The organism is Streptomyces sp. B1I3, assembly GCF_030816615.1.
In the GTDB taxonomy this organism is placed as follows: Bacteria; Actinomycetota; Actinomycetes; order Streptomycetales; family Streptomycetaceae; genus Streptomyces.
Window position 1 is genome coordinate 1,954,589 of record NZ_JAUSYD010000001.1, and the last position, 18,771, is coordinate 1,973,359.

At 68.0% G+C, this 18,771-nt stretch carries 13 protein-coding genes and 1 pseudogene; 7 read left to right on the top strand and 7 right to left on the bottom strand.

The window, feature by feature from the left end; all coding sequences use genetic code 11:
* Nucleotides 1-892: 892 nt before the first annotated feature.
* A pseudogene (locus tag QFZ58_RS08920) lies at nucleotides 893-1,333 on the top strand (transposase); the annotation flags it as partial.
* A 138-nt stretch (nucleotides 1,334-1,471) separates the two neighbouring features.
* Here QFZ58_RS08920 and QFZ58_RS08925 read toward each other — a convergent pair.
* The 7 genes from QFZ58_RS08925 to QFZ58_RS08955 all read right to left on the bottom strand — a co-directional run bounded on the left by QFZ58_RS08925 (nucleotide 1,472) and on the right by QFZ58_RS08955 (nucleotide 11,638).
* Nucleotides 1,472-3,181 (bottom strand): FAD-dependent oxidoreductase, encoded by a 1,710-nt coding sequence (locus tag QFZ58_RS08925; protein ID WP_307124384.1) that lies wholly within the window; start codon nucleotides 3,179-3,181, stop codon nucleotides 1,472-1,474.
* A gap of 547 nt (nucleotides 3,182-3,728) precedes the next feature.
* A complete protein-coding gene (locus tag QFZ58_RS08930) occupies nucleotides 3,729-4,481 on the bottom strand; it encodes an ABC transporter ATP-binding protein (protein WP_307124385.1) in 753 nt (250 codons plus the stop codon).
* Nucleotides 4,478-6,313, bottom strand: coding sequence for an ATP-binding cassette domain-containing protein (locus QFZ58_RS08935; RefSeq protein ID WP_307124386.1), 1,836 nt, complete (start codon nucleotides 6,311-6,313; stop codon nucleotides 4,478-4,480). Before QFZ58_RS08935 ends, QFZ58_RS08930 begins: the two co-directional genes overlap by 4 nt.
* Nucleotides 6,310-7,179: a branched-chain amino acid ABC transporter permease gene (locus QFZ58_RS08940; protein WP_136329977.1), complete on the bottom strand. Its 870-nt coding sequence runs from the start codon at nucleotides 7,177-7,179 to the stop codon at nucleotides 6,310-6,312. The genes QFZ58_RS08935 and QFZ58_RS08940 overlap by 4 nt, the downstream gene beginning before the upstream one ends.
* A 51-nt stretch (nucleotides 7,180-7,230) precedes the next feature.
* Nucleotides 7,231-8,385, bottom strand: coding sequence for an ABC transporter substrate-binding protein (locus QFZ58_RS08945; RefSeq protein ID WP_307124387.1), 1,155 nt, complete (start codon nucleotides 8,383-8,385; stop codon nucleotides 7,231-7,233).
* Nucleotides 8,386-8,390: 5 nt separating this feature from the next.
* Nucleotides 8,391-10,139 carry a thiamine pyrophosphate-binding protein gene (locus tag QFZ58_RS08950; protein WP_307124388.1) on the bottom strand — a complete coding sequence of 583 codons (1,749 nt, stop codon included), beginning with the start codon at nucleotides 10,137-10,139 and terminating at the stop codon, nucleotides 8,391-8,393.
* A complete protein-coding gene (locus QFZ58_RS08955) occupies nucleotides 10,136-11,638 on the bottom strand; it encodes an aldehyde dehydrogenase family protein (RefSeq protein WP_307124389.1) in 1,503 nt (500 codons plus the stop codon). Before QFZ58_RS08955 ends, QFZ58_RS08950 begins: the two co-directional genes overlap by 4 nt.
* Nucleotides 11,639-11,849: 211 nt before the next feature.
* Here QFZ58_RS08955 and QFZ58_RS08960 point away from each other — a divergent pair, with 211 nt between their 5' ends.
* From QFZ58_RS08960 to pqqA, 6 genes are all read left to right on the top strand, one after another.
* Nucleotides 11,850-12,617 carry an IclR family transcriptional regulator gene (locus tag QFZ58_RS08960; RefSeq protein WP_307124390.1) on the top strand — a complete coding sequence of 256 codons (768 nt, stop codon included), beginning with the start codon at nucleotides 11,850-11,852 and terminating at the stop codon, nucleotides 12,615-12,617.
* 53 nt (nucleotides 12,618-12,670) lie between these two features.
* On the top strand, nucleotides 12,671-13,876 hold the full coding sequence (locus QFZ58_RS08965; protein WP_307124391.1) for a CaiB/BaiF CoA-transferase family protein: 1,206 nt from the start codon (nucleotides 12,671-12,673) through the stop codon (nucleotides 13,874-13,876).
* Nucleotides 13,873-14,721 carry a citryl-CoA lyase gene (locus QFZ58_RS08970; protein WP_307124392.1) on the top strand — a complete coding sequence of 283 codons (849 nt, stop codon included), beginning with the start codon at nucleotides 13,873-13,875 and terminating at the stop codon, nucleotides 14,719-14,721. The genes QFZ58_RS08965 and QFZ58_RS08970 overlap by 4 nt, the downstream gene beginning before the upstream one ends.
* Before the next feature lie 179 nt (nucleotides 14,722-14,900).
* Complete coding sequence (locus QFZ58_RS08975) at nucleotides 14,901-17,051, top strand: PQQ-binding-like beta-propeller repeat protein (RefSeq protein ID WP_307124393.1); 2,151 nt, start codon at nucleotides 14,901-14,903, stop codon at nucleotides 17,049-17,051.
* A gap of 287 nt (nucleotides 17,052-17,338) precedes the next feature.
* Nucleotides 17,339-18,331, top strand: a complete 993-nt coding sequence (locus tag QFZ58_RS08980) for a ThuA domain-containing protein (protein WP_307124394.1) — start codon at nucleotides 17,339-17,341, stop codon at nucleotides 18,329-18,331.
* A gap of 294 nt (nucleotides 18,332-18,625) precedes the next feature.
* On the top strand, nucleotides 18,626-18,763 hold the full coding sequence (gene pqqA / locus QFZ58_RS08985) for a pyrroloquinoline quinone precursor peptide PqqA (protein ID WP_307124395.1): 138 nt from the start codon (nucleotides 18,626-18,628) through the stop codon (nucleotides 18,761-18,763).
* Nucleotides 18,764-18,771: the final 8 nt, after the last annotated feature.

Consider the following 18,771-nt stretch of genomic DNA (forward strand, 5'->3'; position numbering starts at 1 on the left):
CCGGGTGCCTACCACGCGGGCCGGTTTCTCCAGCGTCAGCTCGACACGCCGGCCGTTCGCTGCCCGGTGTTCCGCGACTGTTGCCTCGTCCGGCTACCTGCCGGGCTGTGTGCCGACGCCCCACTGGCCGTCGGCGACCATCGCGATGTCGCCACGGCCGCCCGGCAGGGCGGATCTTGCGCTCCAGCCCGGCTCCGTCCCAGTGTCTGCTCACCTCTGCCATCCCTGCACCCCTCTTCGTTCTCATGCGACCCGTCGCCGCAACCCGGGCACGACAACCGCATTCGCCGATCCGTTCCCGGGCCGCCGGCCCCTGCCACGCTCCCGCTCCGACGCGCTTGCCCTACGTCGAGGCGAGTGGGGCCGAAAGGCCGTCCGTCAGCCGTGGGAGTCCTCTGGGACTTTTCTGGGGCTTCCGGCTTCATCAACCGGCACGAGCATGAAACAACTGAAAGACCATTCACGCAGGTCAGCGACCGAATCCCTCTCATCGTTGCAGGTCACCGCGCTGGTTGGTCTCTTCCGCGACATCTGAAAGCCTACAGAAAAAGCACCGTCACACCCCTCTTGACCTGCACAAATGCGAGGTGAGGCGGGGTGTGACGGAGTTCCTGGGACTTCTCTGGGACTTTGAACCAGGAGCGAACGCTTCTGTGCGCCGCACAGCGGTGGGTCCTCCTTGTCCTTTTGCATGACCTGCGTGAGACCGACCCCCCTCACCAGCCGCGTACGCTCGCCGTAAAAGCCATGACGCCGGCCGGGAACACGAAGAAGACCAGTGACCCACGCGGAGATGGGCGATTGGCCTGACCAGCCACAAGGCCACGATGTCGGCTGGTAGGGCTTTGTTACGTCTCTGGGCATGCGGTCGCGATGGTGGTTTCCTGCTGGTATGAGGGCGAATGAACTCGCAGCGTGTAGGGGCCGGTTGGAGGAGTTCGCTGGGGAGGTGTTCGCACCTTTGGCGCGTGCTGATCAGCGGGTGAAGGGCGGGTTGTATCTGCGGGGCCTGCTGCTGGACGGGCGTCGGAAGTCGATGCAGCCGATGGCCGGGCGCCTGGGTGTGGACCATCAGCAGTTGCAGCAGTTCATGACCTCGTCGACCTGGCCGGTGGACACGGTCCGCACCCGGCTGGCCCGCCGGGCGGTGGCGGTGGTGCGGCCGCAGGTGTGGGTCGTGGACGACACCGGATTCCCGAAGGACGGAACGTCCTCGCCCGGGGTGGCCAGGCAGTACTCCGGCACCTTGGGCAAGGTCGGGAACTGCCAGATAGGGGTCAGTGTCCATGCCGCGTCCGACACCGCTTCGTGCCCGCTGTCCTGGCGTTTGTTCCTGCCCGGCAGCTGGGACGAGGCCGCCCACGCGGAGACGGCCGTGCCCCAGCAGCCGCCCTGCGGCGGGCTCGGGCCACGTCCGCTGCTGGCGCGAGGCCCTGCTCCAAGGCGTCGGGGGTGGGAGGCGACGCCCGGGTCAGCCATGTTGCGGCGGTGTGCGAGCTGCGTGGCGGGCGGCAAGGTATCCGAAGGTGAGCCCGGCGCCGACCTGGCATCCCGCGCCCGGGTACTCCGGCCCCATGACGGAGTTCGCGTCGTTGCCGCATGCGTACAGCCCGGGGATCGGCTTGCCGTGTTCGTCGATGACCTGCGCTTCCGGGCCGGTCCTGAGCCCGAGGGAGGTGGCCAAGGGTGTCGGAACAACGGCGATCGCGTAGAAGGGCGCTCGCTCGATCGCGCCGAGGTTGACGTTCGGACTATGGGCGGCGTCGCCGTACTGATGCGCGAAAGCGTTTCCGCCCTTGCCGAATTCCCCGTCGACGCCAGTCCGGGCGTAGCGGTTGCTGTCAGCCACGGTACGGGCGAGTCCGTCGGGAGCCACCCCGATGGCGGTCGCAAGGTCGTGGAGAGTGCCGCCGGAGCGCAGGTAGCCCGAGGCGATGTGCCGCTTGAGAAGGCAGCGTGGTGTGTGCGGGTAGATCATGCCAAGGCCGTACGAGGCCAGGGTCCGTGCGTCGGTCACGAGCCAGGCGGGAATCGTCGGCACGGAGGCGTGGGATTCGTACATGGCGCGGGTGAAGCGGTGGTAGGAAACTGATTCGTCCACGAACCGTCGCCCGGCGGCGTTGACCGCGATGATGCCTGGCTTGGCCCGGTCCCATATGTGGGGGAAGACCGCGGTGGAGCCGTCCCGGCGACGCCCGATGGAACTCGGGAACCACAGGGCGTTGTCGCCGTGCGACTCTCCGAGCTTCCCTCCGACCGCGCGTGCGAGGGCGATCGTGTCGCCGGTGGCACCCTCCGCGGCTCGCGTGAACTGCGGAGTGGGCCTGGGCATGTGGCGGGCGCGCAGCTCGGGGCTGGCGGAGAACCCTCCGGCTGCGAGGACGACTCCGGCACTGGCGGCGACACGGACGGTACGACCCTTGTGTGAGACCGCTGCGCCGATCACACGGCCGGCGCCGTCTGCGACGAGTTCGGTGGTCTGCGCGGTGAACCAGACGTCGCCTCCTCGACGCAGGAGCTGGTGGTAGAGGTTCGCGGTGAGGGCATTGCCCATGGCGAGCCGCGTGCCGCGCGGGTAGCGGAGCATGTCCGGCGCCCACCGCAGGCCGAGGCGCAGCGCGGTCACCATGCCCCGCACCGATCCGCGGAAAATCTTCAGAAGGTCGTTGACCTCGGCACGACGGACCATGAGCGTTCCGCGGAAGAGTGCGAATTCCGGGACGGGGCGACGCACCCGTCCGAAGCGCGCCTTGCCGAGCTTGCGCCCGTCGAACGTGAGGGGTTCGAGGGCACGTCCGGTGCCGTAGCCGGGTATTTCGGGGTGGTAGTCGACGGCTGTCGCGGAGTGCCGGAACCCAACACCGATCTGCTCCAGGTAGTCGATCATTTCGGGCCCGTGCGCGAGGTAGCTTTCGCGCAGAGTGCGGGGTGCCCGGTCACCGACGAGAGCGTCCAGGTAGGCGCGCGCTGCAGTGGTGTCCGCCTCGGGATCCTGCTGGTGCCGGTGCCCGGGAATCCAGGCCGTTCCGGCGGAGAGGGCGGTGGTGCCGCCGAGCCATTCGGTCTTCTCCAGGACAAGGACGTCAAGTCCCTCCTGGGCTCCTACAACTGCCGCTCCCAGTCCACCGGCGCCGGAGCCCAGGACGAGGAGATCCACCTCATGGTCCCAGGAGTCGGCCATCGTTCGGATCCTTTCGAGGTGCGGGGCGCGAGGGTTGCCCTGCGGGGACAAGAGTCAGGGGGATGGATCGGGTGACCACCATGCGGTTCCTCCGCTCGGTGCGGACCCGGGCAGGCGAGGCGCACCTTCGCGATTCAGAACCGGCCGGTCCCGCCCCCCCGCCCCCGGTTCCAGGTCCCGACCGGGGCTCGATCTTCATGTGGTGCGGAGGTACCGATCGGCGAGGTACCTCTCGAAAACGATGAGCAGTCCGGGACGGGTTCTTGACGCGGCGGAGGTCCCGGTGGGCATCCGGTCGTGGATCGCGCCGAGTGGGGCTCGAGCAGCACCTCCTCCACACGCAACGGGGCGTGCCGCAAAACTGCTTCCCTCGCCGCCCGGACGCGTTCGCGTCCCTTGACGGACTCCCTCACGAGTGTTCCGAGTGGGAGGGACATGGGCAGGTGCTCGGACCGAATTCCTTGACCAGCCACTCGCCCAGTGGCTGGTCAAGGCTTTGTCCAGGCGTGTATTGCGCGGAGACCGGCTCTCGACTGGGTCTCCTTCTTTACAGTCCGAGGTAGATCTGACGGACTCGTTCGTCGTGGGCGAGTTCTGCTGACGTGCCCGACATGGCAACGGAGCCGTTCTCCATGACGAGGCAGTGGCTGGTCACCCCGAATGTCAGTTTGGCGTTCTGCTCGACCAGGAGGAGCCCGAGCCCTTCGCGACGCAGCCGTACGAGGATCTCCAGGACGTTCTCTATGAGTTTCGGCGAGAGGCCCATGGAGGGTTCGTCGAGCAGCAGGAGCCTGGGCCTGGACATGAGTGCCCGGCCGATGGCCAGCATCTGCTGCTGGCCCCCGGAAAGGTCGCCCGCGGCCCGGCTGCGGAAGTCCCGCAGGATGGGGAAGAGGTCGTACACGTGGGCCAGGGTGTCTCGCGTCTCCCCTTTCCACGACAGGTGGTAGGCACCGAGCAACAGGTTCTTCTCGACGGAGAGCCCGGAGAACACGTGGCGGCCCTCCGGTACGTAGCCCACGCCGTGGCGGACCATGTCCCGTGCTCGAACGTTACTGAGGTCGGTGTCGCCGAGGGTGATCCGGCCGCTGGTGCGCGGGATGTGTCCCATGAGCGCCTTGAGCGTGGATGTCTTGCCGGCGCCGTTGGAGCCGATGATGCCCATGGACTCGCCGGGCGCGACGCTCAGCGCTACCGACCTGACCGCGCAGACACCGCCGTAGTGAACGGTCAGGTCGGTCACGGCAAGGTGGTCGGTAGCCTTGTCCGGCGCGATGGGTTCGCCGGTCTGCGTGGTCATCGCGGAATCTCCTGTGCGGCGGGAACGGGGATGTCGACCGGCGTCGAGTCGCCGAGGTATGCCTCGATGACCTCGGGGGTCGCCGCTACTTCGGCGGGTGACCCCTCTGCGATGACGGTGCCGGCCGCCAGAACGGTGATCCGTTCGCACAGGGACATGACCAGTCCCATGTTGTGTTCGATGAGGACGACGGTGACACCTTGGTCGCGGATGGATCGGACGATCGCCGAGAGCTGGCCCACCTCCTCACCGTTGAGACCGGCCGCCGGCTCGTCCAGGAGAAGCAGACGGGGTCTTCCAGCCATGGCCCGCGCGATCTCGATCCGCCGCTGGATGCCGTACGGCAGAGACTGCGGGTGTGCGTCGGCGAAGGCGGTGAGCCCGTACTTCTCCAGGATGTGGTCCGATTCGGCCTGGAGGCGGCGCTCGTTGGACAGGACGCCGACGGGCCACACGGCGTACTGCCAGGCCGCTGTGGTGCGCGAACGGTCGAGGACGACGAGGATGTTCTCGCGGACGGTCATCTGGGAGAACAGGCGCAGGTTCTGGAACGTCCGCGCCATTCCCCAAAGGGAGAGCCGGTAGGGCCGGGCCCGGCTGACGTCGCGGCCAGATGCCACCACGCGGCCTTCGGTAGGCCGGTAGAGGCCGCTGATGACGTTGAACAGGGTCGTCTTGCCGGACCCGTTCGGGCCGACGATCCCCCGGATCTCGCCGTGCTGCACGGTGAGGTCGACGTCATCGAGCGCGGCCAGAGCCCCGAACCGCTTGGTGAGGTGGCTGATCTCCAGCGCCGGCCCACTGTCGGCTTCCCTGGCGGGCACCTGATCAGCGGGGTCCGTGTCGGGCAGGTAGGGCCCCAGCTCGGCGGCCCGTACGTCCTCGGTCTTCTTGCGTCGGTTGATGGCTTGCCGGATCCGCTCCGGGATTCCGGCAAGGCCGGTGGGGGCGAAGACCACCATGAGGACGACGACGATTCCGTAGCCCAGTTGCGCGTAGACGGCGAAGTCGACGAGTGCCTCACGGATCAGGACGAGGCCGACCGCGCCGACGACGCAGCCTATGAGGCTGCGCCGGCCTCCGATGATGACCATGGCCAGCAGCAGGAACATGTTGCTGAGGCTGAAGGTCTCGGGGGCGACGTACCGGATGAGGCCGGCGTACAGGATGCCGGCCGCTCCTCCGTACACGCTGGCGAGCAGGAACGCGGTCATCCGCAGCAGCGGGATCTCCGCTCCCATCGCACCGGCCGCCAGGGCGTCGTCCCGCATAGCGCGGAGCCTGCGCCCGAGCCGGGTCCGTACGACGAAGGTGCCGAACGCGAGGGCGAGCCCGAAGACCACGATCTCCAGGTAGTAGTAGAGGTACTCGTCGGCGAGATCGATACCGAAGAGCGGCGGCACCGGAATGCCCGAGATCCCATCCGCTCCCCCGGTGATCTCCGCGTTGGTGATCCAGTTGACGAATCCCAGCGCCAGGCCGAGCGTGACGATGCCGAGGTAGTGCGACTGCATCCGCAACGCCGGCAGGCCGACGAGCAGCCCGACCAGGACAGTGGCCGCCAGCCCGACGATCGCCGCGGTCCAGAAGCCGAAGTCGGAATGGGTGGTGAGGATGGCCGTCGTGTACGCGCCGACCCCGAAGAAGGCGACCTGGGCCAGGTTGATCTGGCCCGCGACGCCCATGACGAGCCCCATGCCGATGGCGAGCAGCGCGAAGATGATCGCGATGTCGACCACGTGGATCGAGTAGCTGTTCAGGCCGTAGGGGAGCAGGTAGGCGGCTACGCACCCCAGCAGGATGAGGACCGGCTTGGATGTGAGGATGCTCATGCCCGGCTCACCGTCCTTTCGCCGAAGATTCCGGTCGGGCGGATCATGATGGCTACGGTGAAGACCAGGAAGGTGACCAGGACGGAGTAGCCCTGGAAGTGGTCGCCCGCGTAGGAGTCAAGGACTCCGATGGCGAGGCCGCCGACCACTGCTCCGGGGATGCTGCCGAAGCCGCCGAGCATGGCGGCCGCGAAACCCTTCACGCCGAGGGCGCCCCCCAGGGTGGCGTCGACGTAGAGCATGGGGCCGGCGAGGCTGCCGGCCAGCGCCGCGAGGCCGGCCCCGATCGCGAAGGCGAGTGCGTTGCTCCGGCCTACATGGATGCCGACCGCGGTGGCGGCCTCGTGGTCCATGGCCACCGCCTGCATGGCGGCTCCGGGCTTGGTGCGCTGGAGGAACATGGTGAGCAGGACCACGGCTATCGCGGTGATCGCGATGACCATCAGGTCGTACGTGCGGACGCGGATGCCCATGACGTCGATGGGCCCGGACGTGATCGGCGAGGGCATGGCTCGTCCGGTGGTCCCCCAGATCAGGGTGGCGGCTGCCTGGAGGACGGTGCCGAATCCGATGGTGCCGATCAGCATCAGGTCGAAGTCCTTGTTCTCCAGCGGGCGCAGGACCCGCTCGATGACCAGACCGATGATGCCCGTGACGACAATGGAAATGATTGTTGCCGCGATGAACGGCATGTGTGTGGTGAGGTAGAACGTGGAGGCGGCGTAGGCGCCGATCATCGCGACGTCGGCGTGGGCGAAGTTGACCAGGCCCATGGTGCGGTAGACGACGGAGAATCCGACAGCGATCAGTGCGTAGATCGCTCCGAGGCTGAGACCTCCGACGAGGGTCTGCAGGGTTACTTGCATGGTGGCTCCCTGATGCCGGTGCGGAGCCCGGCTCTCGGCTCGACGGGCTGGTTACTGAGCTGCGGAGAGCTTTCCGTCCTTGATGATGCCGATGGTGGTCCTGAAGATGCCGACGCCGGTCTCGTCGTAGGCGAAGTTGCCGAGAAGGCCGGTGTACTTGGTGGCCCGGATCTCGTCGGCGAGCTTCTTGCCGGTGGCGCCACCGCTGTTCTTCAGCGCGGTGAGCACGATGTTGGTGCCGTCGTACGCCTTGGCTCCGTGAAGTTCGGCGTCCTTGCCGTACTTGGCCTTGTAGGCCGTGGCGAAGGCGCGGCCGGCGTCGCTGATCTCGTTGCTCAGGTAGGGCGAGCTGACAATCGTGCCCTCGGCGTTCTTGGCGCCGGCGGTGTCGATGAAGACCGGGGTGCCTTGCGGGGCCGCTCCGGCGAACGGGGCGGTGATGCCGAGGTCGCGGGACTGCTTCACGATGAGGCCGGCTTCGACTTCCTCCGAGCCGATGAAGACGGCGTCGGGCTTGGCCTGGCGGATCCGTGAGAGGGACGCGCTGAAGTCCTTCTGGTCGGTGGTGACGACCTGGTCGGTGACCGGGGTGACGCCCGCTTCCTTGAGCGCGGCGGTGAAGGCGTCGTGCTCGCCCTTGCCGTAGGAGCCGTTGTTGGAGATCATCGCGATCTTCTTGAACTTCTTGGTCTTGACCAGGTAGTCGGCCAGTGTCGCGTCATAGGTGATGCTGGTGGGGCCGTTGAGGAAGAGGAAGGGACTCTTCACGTCGACGAGCGCGGTGGCCTGACCGGAGGTGATGTTGGGTATCTCCGCCTGCTTGAGAATCGGGGCCATGGCCACGGTGACGGCGCTTTCCGCCGTGCCGATCATCGCGACGTAGTTCCCGCTGTCCAGCTTGCGCGCGATGTTGGTACCGGTGGTCGGGTCGCCCTGGTCGTCGAAGACCGTCAGGTCGATCTTGCGGCCGTCGATGCCGCCCTTCTTGTTCCATTCCTCGACCGCGAGCTTGGCGCCCTTGGCCTCCCAGTCCCCCAGCGAGGCGAGCTGTCCGCTCTGCGCATCCACCACGGCGAGCTTGATGGGACCGCTGCCGTCCGCGTCGTCGGAGGAGGAGTCACCTGGGGCGCTGCACGCGGAAGCGACGAGAAGGGCGCCGAGGACGACGGCCGGAACAGTGACGATGTGACGGTTTCTTGCACGCATGGGAATCATCCTTCGTCCTGAAACTTGCCCTGGTAGATGTCGTTGATGTTCCAGTGGCCGGGTGTGGGGACCGGCTCGTTGACCATGGGGATGTCGATGACGGCGGGCCGTCGTCGCTCCACTGCTGTGGCGAGTACCTTCGCCAGTTCTTCGGCGGTGGACACCTCGTAGCCGTCGGCTCCGCAGGACCTGCCGTATGCGGCGAAGTCGGGGCTGTACGGCGCACCGTCCGGGCCGGTGAAGTCGCATCCGTACCCGCGGCCGTAGTTGGAGCGCTGGAGGTCGGAAATGGTGCCGTGGGCACGGTTGTTCATCACCGCGAAGATGACCGGCAAACCCTGCTCCACCGCCATCGGGACCGCCGGCAGCTGGGCGCTCATCCCGCCGTCGCCGATGAGGGCGACCACGGTGCGCTGCGGCTGTGCCATCTGCACGCCGACCGCGGCGGCGGGGCCGAAGCCCATGGTGGAGGCTCCGCCGGGGGTGATGAAGCGGCCCTCGGGCGGCAGGTCGTAGGACTGGGCGACGCCGTTCTTGTTCCAGCCGACGTCGGTCACCAGGATGGCGTCGGCGGGGAGGGTTGCCCGCAGGTCGGCGAGGATGCGCTGGGGTCGCAGCGGGAAGTTGTCGCTGGCCCCGTTCTCGTCGGCGGTACTGAAGAGTTCGGCACGGCTGGTGGCGATGGTCTCCCGCAGTCCCGGCCGGCGGGTGGGCTCCGGCTGAAGAGCGCGGACGGCCGCCTCGATGGCGCGCACGGAGTGGCCGACATCGGCGACCGCTCCGATCTCCACCGGGTAGTTGCGGCCGATCTCAGCCGGGTCGATGTCGATCTGAATGAGCTTGCTCGGTGGGAAGTTCCAGGTGTAGGCGGCTTCCCAGGAGCTGGCGTCGGTCTCGGCGAACCGTGTGGCCAGAGCCAGCACCAGGTCGGCGTCCTTGGTGTGGGCGTGCGTGGAGTCCAGGCCCCAGAAGCCGGGCATGCCCAGCAGCAAGGGATGCCGGTCGGGGATGGCGCCCTTGCCCATGAGGGAGTGGGCGAGGGGGATGTCGAGGTGGTCTGCCAGCGCGAGCAGCGCCTGCTTGGCGTCGGAGGTGCGCAGTCCGCCGCCGAAGTAGATGAGCGGGCGCTCGGCCTCGACCAAGGCCCGGGCGATGCGTTCTGCGGTCTCCTCGGTGAGTCCGGGGAGCGCGCTGTCGGGTATGGCGTGCGATCCGGGGGCGTACGGCTCGACCTGGCGCGAGAAGAGGTCCATGGGGACGTTGACGAGCACGGCGCCGGGCCGGCCGGAGGTCGCGGTCCAGAAGGCGCGTTCCAGTGTCCGGGGCAGGTCGGCGGTGCGCTGGACGGGCCAGGCGCGCTTGCAGAAGGGCCGGTAGATCGCGGTCTGGTCGGCATCCGCGTGGAGGTTGACCTCCTGGTGCGGGTGACGGCCGTAGTAATAGGAGGGGATGTCTCCGGAGATGACGATGAGCGGGACGGAGTCCATGGCGGCCGTGGCGACGCCCGTGACCGCGTTCATCATGCCGGGGCCGACGTGGGTGAGCAGGACACCGGGCTTCCCGGAGGCGCGGGCGTAGCCGTCGGCGGCGTGGGCTGCGGCCTGTTCGTGCCGGGCGATCACGAAGTGGATGGGGCTGGGGCCGAGGGCATCGAGGAGGGCGATGTTGGTGTGCCCACAAGTGCCGAATACGTATTCGACGCCGTACGACTCCAGCTGTGTGACGAGGGCTTCAGCGGCGGTAACGGTGGTCACTGGTTCTCTTTCGTGAGGTCATGGCGATCGCCCCAGATGGACAGGCCGCGGAGCATGAGGGTCTTGACGACGGTGTAGTCGTCGATCAGCCAGCGCGGCGACTCGCGACCGAACCCGGAGTCCTTGACCCCGCCGAACGGGATGTGGTCCAGGCGGTAGTTCGAAGTGCCGTTGACGATGAGTCCACCCACCTCCAGGCGACGCCAGGCGGTGAAGATGCGGTTGATGTCGTGGGTGTAGAGGCCGGCCTGGAGCCCGTAGCGGCTGGCGTTGCACTCGCCGATGACGGTGTCGAAGTCGTCGTAGGGCATCACGGCGACGAGCGCTCCGAACACCTCGTGGACCACGACGGACGCGTTCGCAGGCGGCCCGGCGATGATCGTCGGAGTCGCGGTGGCTCCGTCACGCGTACCGCCACGCAAAACCGTGGCGCCGAGTTCCTTGGCTTCGGCCGACCAGCGGACCACTCGTTCTGCCGCGTCTTCGTCGACCATGGCCCCGATGTCAGTCAGGGGGTCCATCGGGTCACCGATGACCAGGGTGTCGACGGCGGCGGCGAAAGCGTCGAGGAAATCGGCATAGCGGCTGCGGTGCACGTAGACGCGCTGGACGGAGATGCAGCTCTGCCCGGAGTTGCTGTACCCGGTGCGTGCCGCGGTCTTGGCCGCTGCCTCGATGTCGGCGTCCTCGCACACGATGGTGGCGGCGTTGCCGCCGAGTTCGAGGGCCAGTCGCTTGGCGCCGGCGGCGCGTGCGACAGCCGCTCCGGTGGCGGCGCTTCCGGTGAAGCTGATGACGTCGACCTCGGTGGCTGCGCACAGCGCGGCGCCGACGTCTCCCCCGCCGTGCAGCAACTGAACCGCCTGATAGGGCATACCGCTGTCCAGCAGCAGGGCCACCACGGCGGCCGAGATGGCGGGTGCCTGCGGCGGGGCCTTCACGAGCGTGGTGTTGCCTGCGGCGAACGAGGCACCGAGCTTGTGGGCCAGCAGGTTCGCGGGAGCGTTGAAGGGCGTGATCGCGAGGGCGATTCCGGCGGGTGCGCGGTAGGTGAAGGCGCTGTTGCCGACCCCGGTGTTCCAGCCCGCGACCGGCAGGGTCTCACCGTCGATGCGGCGGGCCTCTGCGGCGCAGACCTCGAAGGTCGAGGCGACCCGTTCGATCTCGACGCGGCTGTCCTTGACCGGCTTCCCGAGTTCCAGGGCCAGCAATTGGGCGAGTTGGTCACGGTGGGTCAGTGCGACCGCGGAGGCACGCTGCAGGATCTCGGCACGCGCCGCCGGGGCGAGCGTGGCGACCTGTGGTGCGTACCGGCGGGCGTCCCTGACGGCCCGGTCGATTTCGGCGGGCAGAGCGGAAGGCGCCCGGCTGACGACGCGCCGCAGGTAGGGGCCCTGTCGTTCCGAGTCCGGCCCGTCACCGGACCACGTACCCGCCAGGAACGGCTGTGCGTCGACGACATCCGCATCGGCGACAGATTTGAGGATGACTTCCAGCATCACTTCTCCAGACAAGCCATCTAGCGGTTTTCGTAGACCGCCTTGTGGACTGGCGTGTAACGTACGGGCGCCGGTTGGGCTTGGCAATAGCCCGGGCGAAAGAAGTTGAATTCTCAGATTTCGCGCCGAATCGGTGACACCAGGCGGACCCGGCAGCGTCCTGGTGTATCCCTGACGAGCACTACAACACAGACCTCACGAAGGAGGAACCATGGATTCCGATCAAGGAGCGGGAGGCGTACGCAGTGTGCGCCGGGCCCTGGACATCCTGTCGCTGCTGACCGAGGACCAGCCCGTCGTCTCTCTCAAAACCATGGTGGAGGCGACCGGCCTGGCGAAGACCACCGTGGTCAGGCTGGTGCAGACACTCGAAGGGTATGGGCTGCTCTGGTCCACGGACGCGGGATACACGGCCGGGCCGGGCCTGTGGCGCTGGGCGCATCTGGCCCACCGGGGCTGGGAATTGCCACAGGAGACGATCAAGCTGCTGCGCGCGCTGGCGGACCGGCGCGGCGAGACGGCGAACGTGATGATCCGACGCGACATCCACCGCGTCTGCGTCGCGCAGCAGGAGAGCCCTCAGCCGCTGCGCCATGTGGTGCGCGTGGGCGATGAGCTGCCGCTGTGGGCGGGCGCCTCGTCCAAAGTACTGCTGGCCGACGCCGGCGACGCGCTGCTGCAACGGATCGCGCTGGCCTCACCGCACGGCAAGCCGCATGTCGAGCGCCTACGCGAGTGGGCGGATCAGACCAGGCGTCAGGGATACGCGGTGAGTCACGGTGAGCGCGACGTCGGCCTCACCGCCGTGGCGGTGCCGCTCACCACCTCGTCCGGTGTGGTCGTGGCCTCGCTCTCCCTCAGCGGCCCCAGCGCACGCATCACCCAGGACGCGATCGACGAGTTCACCCAGGACCTGCTGCAGGTGGCCGCGCAGATCATGTCGCAAGGATTCGACCACCCCCTGGGTCCGCGGCCCTGACCACCTGCCGGAATGCGTGCCGTCCGACGGCACCGCGTGAGGAGACAACACTTATGGATGTGCGACCGCTCGACGACATAAAAGTCCTGGACCTGACGAACGTCCTGGCAGGCCCGTACTGCAGTTACCACCTCATGCTCCTCGGGGCGGAGGTCATCAAGATCGAGCGACCTGGGCAAGGCGATCTGGCCCGCAACCTCGGCCCGGACGCCGACCTGAACCGTGCCGGGATCGGGGCTTCCTTCCTGGCCCAGAACGCGGGCAAGAAGTCCGTGGAACTCGATCTCAAGGACCCGGCCGACCGCGAGGTATTCGAGGAGATGCTCGCCGGCGCCGATGTCCTCCTGGAGAATTTCCGCGCCGGGGTGCTCTCACGGATGGGCTACGACCAGGAGCAACTCGACCAGATCAACCCCAGGCTGGTCTGCTGTTCCATATCCGGCTTCGGCCAGAGCGGTCCGATGAGCGATGCACCGGCGTACGACCAGATCATCCAGGGGCTCTCCGGGATGATGAGCGTCACCGGCACCGCCGACACCGCCCCACTGCGGGTCGGATTCCCGGTGTGCGACACCACGGGCGGACTGTCTGCAGCCCTTGCGGTCAGCGCCGCACTGCTGCACCGGGAACGCACGGGGCAGGGCAGCCGGCTGGACGTGTCCATGCTGGAGACTTCGCTGTCGGCCATGGGATGGGCCGTCTCGAACTACATGATCAGCGGAGTCCCCCCGGAACCGATGGGGGACCAGAACGCAACCGCCGCGCCCTCCGGCACCTTCCGCACGGCGGACGGACCACTGAACATCGCCGCCAACCAGCAGCGCCAGTTCGAGACCCTGTGCCGACTGGTCGGCGCTCCTGAGCTCCTCACCGATCCCCGCTTCATCGAACGGGAAGGCCGTAAGGCCCATCGCGAGGAACTGAACGCCGCGCTCAACCACGCGCTTTCAGGGCGTCCAGCCGCAGAGTGGGAACAACTGCTGACCGCAGCCGGAGTGCCTGCGGCCCGTGTCCTCACCGTCCCGCAGGCCCTCTCCCAGCCCCAGTTGCGGCACCGGGGGTTCATCGCCGAACTCCGCAGGCCCGACGCCTCGGGCACCAGCCTGCCCGTACTGGGGAGCGGGGTGCTCTTCGACGGAGAGGCGTTCCTGCCTCGGACACCACCGCCGCTGCTGGGTGAGCACAACAACGAACGGGACGAGCTCGCATCCCGCTGGTCCGCCACCACCGACGCCACGAAGGAGGCGACACGTTCATGAGTGCATCCACGTCCGCATCCGCCCACGACGAGGCCGCGCAGTGGTGGGCCACTGCCGTCAGCCACATAGAGCCCGGTTCCATCGAACTACGGGACCGGCCCGTGCAGGACCTGATCGGCTCCGTCGGCCTCGTGGACACACTGTGGCTGCTGCTACGCGGCGCCCTGCCTTCACCACGCCAGTCCGCCCTGCTGGAAGCAGCCCTCGTGGCAGGTGTGGATCACGGCCCCCAGGCGCCGTCGATCGCTGCCGCGCGCATGGCAGCCACCTGCGGGGTCGGGCTCAACAACGCGATCGCCACCGGCGTCAACATGCTCGGGGACGTCCATGGCGGAGCAGGCCAGCAGTGCGTGGAAATGCTTGAGGAGATCCGCACCCTTCATGCGGAGAGCCGGGATTGGGACGCGGCCGCCAGCGAGGTCATGACCCTGCGCCAGGCGCGTTCACGCTACCTTCCAGGCTTCGGCCATCGCTTCCACCCTGTCGACCCCCGCCGCGATCCACTCCTGAAGCTGACGGAGGAGGCGGTGGCCGCGGGAGTCGTGGCGGGCGACCACCTGCAGGCGGCCCTGGCCGTCGAACGCGCCCTGCGGCGCCGGCGCGCCGGCGCACGTCCGGTGCCGATGAACATCGACGGCGCCACGGCCGTCATCTACGCCGAACTCGGCTTCCCCGCACCGCTCGCCAGGGGCCTGTTCGTGATCAGCCGGTCGGTGGGCATCCTGGCGCACGCCTGGGAGGAGACCGGTCAGGGCCGACGGAACAAGGGCCCCATCCCCCGTTCCATCCTGCCCGCCCGCCTGCACCCCGTCGTTCCGCGCGCCGACGAGGAATCCGCGTCGTGACCCTTGTCAGGCCGCTGCCACGTCCTTAACGTATGGAAGCGCCTCTCGGCGACCACCATGCGGGCCTAACGAACCGCACAGCGGACCAAGATCCGCCTCCCGCTCTCTCTTACCCTCGCCGCCCACCGGGCCATCAGGTGGACCGGATTTCGGCAGGGTCATGTCACGAAAGAGGGTTCATGGACAGACGCAGTTTTCTCGCCACAGCCGCAGCCGGCACGACCGCGAGCATCGCAGTTCTCAACTCACCCGCCCAAGCCGCTGAAGCCCGCACGGGCACGCTGGCAACGCCCGTGCCCCGACAGGCGTTCGAGGCGACAGCGAAGGATTTCCCCAAGGCCGGCGGCAACCTGGCCAACCAGAACTACTCGTCCCTCAAGAAGATCACCCCGCGCAACGTGAAGCAGCTCGGCGGGGCATGGCACATCAACCTGGAGGGTGGCGACACCGGCCGGGCCCAGCAGTGTGCCGTCGTCGCGCAGGACGGTGTGCTGTACATCGCCACCACGCAGCAGAACATCTTCGCCGTCAACGGACGTACCGGCGCCGTCAAGTGGAAGACGAGCGTCGGCACCGAGACCACCAACATGCGCGGGGTCGCCCTCGGGGAGGGACTCGCCTTCACCATCTCCGGCGCGAACATCATCTACGCCCTGGACCAGCGGACCGGCGCGGTCGTGTGGACCAGGCAGATGCTCATCGAGGACCAGGGCGACCCCGGCTGCGACCCCGCCAGCGGTCAGTGCGGCGGCAGCAAGGGAAGCCTCGCCGGGGCGGTCGTCTACTGGGACGGCATGATCTACGTCGGAACCCAGGGCAGTACCGCCGGCGCCCGAGGACGGGGCTACGCCCTTGACGCAGCCACCGGCGAAGTCGTGTGGACGTTCTGGGGGACCCCCGGGCCCGGCGAGTTCGGCCATGACACCTGGGAGGGCGACACCTGGAAGACCGGTGGCGCAGTGTGCTGGATCCACCCGGCCGTCGACCCCGAACTGGGTCTCGTCTACTGGACGTTCGGAAATCCGTACCCGCGCACCGATGGCTCCACCCGCGGCGGCGACAACCTCTTCGCCAACTGCCTGGTGGCCATCGATGCCAAGACCGGAAAGCGACGCTGGCACTTCCAGTCCGTGCATCACGACATCTGGGACTACGACGGCGTCATGTCGCCGGTGCTCGCAGACATCCAGATCAGGGGACGCAAGCGCAAGGTCGTCGTCTACGGCAGCAAGACCGGGATGTACTACATCCTCGACCGCGCCAGCGGCGACCCGGTGCACGGGATGGAGGAGCGACCGGTACCGCAGCACGCACTGCAGAAGACCTCACCCACCCAGCCCTTCCCGGGAGGGGAGCCCTTCGTCGAGACCGAGCCGCGGATCGACAAGGCGACGCGTCCCGTGCCGTTCTACGCCACCGGCGGCGTCTTCGAGGTCCACTGGGACCGCCCCACCATCCTGTACCCGGGCGCAGGCGGCGGCGCGGACTGGTCGTCCCCGTCCTTCAGCCACCGCACGGGACTGGTCTATGTCGGCTACGGGCTGATCAACTCCGCGTACTCCAACACCCACGGCGGCCGAGTCAACACGGCCCGTCCGCTGGGCGAGTACTTCGCCGGCGGTGTCGTGGCCGTCGATCCCCGCACCAACACGGTCTCCTGGCGACAGGAGGGCGACTGGTCGCTCGCCCACGGCAACGGCGTCCTCAGCACAGCGAGCGGCGTGCTCTTCCAGGGGCGGCCCGATGGCGTGCTGACCGCCCTGGACGACTCCAACGGCGAGGAGCTGTGGACCTGGCAGTGCGGCGCGGGCGTCAACACCAGCCCCATGACGTACGAGGTCGACGGCGAGCAGTACGTGGCCGTGCTGGCCGGCGGAAACGGTCTGCCCTACCCGGACATCCCGCGCGGCGACCACCTGTGGGCGTTCAAGGTCGGCGGCAAGGTCGGGCCCGCCCCCGCACCCACCCCCCCGTCCAAGCGCAACCAGATCCGCACGGCGGCCGTCACGGGCGCGACCGCTGGCAACACGATCACGCTGGGACGCATCTGGGACAGCGCGAAGAACGCGCCCGGCGCCACCGAAAGCCTGGTGTCGCAGAACGCCATGTCCCCGCAGCACCTCGCCATCCCCCGGGGGACGACGGTCACGTTCACCAACCCGGCGGCCAACAAGTCCGCACACGGAGCGGTCGCCTTCTTCGAGGCCGAGTTCGACACCGGCCTGCTCATGCCGGGCGAGTCGTACACCTACACCTTCAACACCCCCGGCGAGTTCTTCTACAACGACCCGATCTCCCCGCAGAGCACCGGCAAGATCGTCGTCTCCTAGCACACGGCTCCCCGGAGCCGCGTCTGCCGCCGCGCGGATCGCCCGGCCCGGGGACGACGCCTGCCTGGCCACCGCCGCCATGCCAACGATCGCCCCAGCAGCCCACTGCTCCACGGCGCGCACGGCGCGACGGACCTCCCGCCCATCACCCCGCCGCCGGGGCGAATGCCCTGATCGGCACTCTGCGTCCCCGCCGGCGTAAGCGCTGCACCCTGTCCAGCCACGCCCCGCCTGTCTCCGGCGTGCCGTTTTCCGGCGCGTCGCCTCCAAGAGAAGGAAACGCATCCATGTCAGGAAGAACGCTCCGAGCGAGAGCCCTGAGCACGCGTTCGGCGGTCCTCGCCACCCTGGGAACGGCCGTCGCCATGGTGGTGGCGCTCATCGCCACCGGCACTCTCAGCGTCGCCCACGGACGGATCGGGACCGGTGCCGAGGAACTGGGCGATCCGGACTACGGCGTCTGCCGCGGTCTCGATCCCGACTGCTACCACGACTGGGGCAACTTCGACCCCGCCAAGGGCTACAGGATCCTCCTGTACACCCGCACCGCGGGCCCTCGTCACGCGAACCTCGGCCCGGCGCTGGCCACCGGCCTCAACCCGCCACTCACCGACGCGAACGTGGTCCAGAAGGCCATGATCAAGCTGGGTGAGACCGGGGGCTTCCAGGTCGACTACACGGAGGACGTAGGCCAACTAGCCTCCCCCAACACCCTGTTCAAGTACAACGCGGTGGTCTTCTTCTCCACCAGCCGCGACGCGCTGGACGACGCCGCCCAGACCTCACTGCGGCAGTACATCCGCGGCGGCGGCGGCTTCGTCGGCATCCACAACGCCTTCGGCACCGAGTACAACTGGCCCTGGTACGAAGGGCTGCTCGGCAACGCCAACTTCTACGACCACGGCGCTTCCCAGCCGGGAACGGTGCAGACCGTGGAGCGCAGGGACGTCTCCACCAAGGAACTGCCGGCGCGGTGGAACTTCACGGACGAGTGGTACAACCTGGTGCCCGCCCCCACCAAGGTGCGGGTGCTCGCCGAGGTCGACGAGAGCACTCTCGCCAAGGGAGTGGCCGGCAACTACAACCACCCCGGACACGGTGACAACCACGCCGTGGCCTGGTGCCAGTACTACGACGGTGGCAAGTCCTGGGTCACCACCCTGGGCCACGACGCCAAGGAATTCACCACGGACGGTTCCTTCGCCGGCGCCGCCGAGTTCCAGAAGCTGATCGTGGGCGGCATCCAGTCGGTTTCGGGCATCAAGCCCTTCTGCAAGTAGTCCGGGCCTCGAACGCGTCGCGGGCAACACGCCCGCACGGCGCCGGACCCGCGCCCCGATCCGTCGGCCGCGAGCGCGTGGATCTACCCCATCCCTCCTCTTGCCACTGCTCACCGCCGTGTCTAGCGTAGGGAGCGAACCGTCTAGCGGGACGAGTGAACCGCACAACGGATTTCAGGTGGTCCTGGACTGCCTTTGACGCAAGGATCCACCCACCCTCCGCCGGTGCCCGACACCTCACCCGGCAGCGCGTCGCCCCTCACTGATCTCACCTCATCCGAAGGGATTTCGACCATGCTTGAATCCAACGCACCTGCTCCGCAGGACCAGGTCACGTCCATCACCGCGACGGTGCCCACCTGGTCCTCTCCGGACTTCACGGTCATCGAGACCGGCATGGAAGTCACCGCCTACTACCTCAACGACCTCTAGCAGACGCC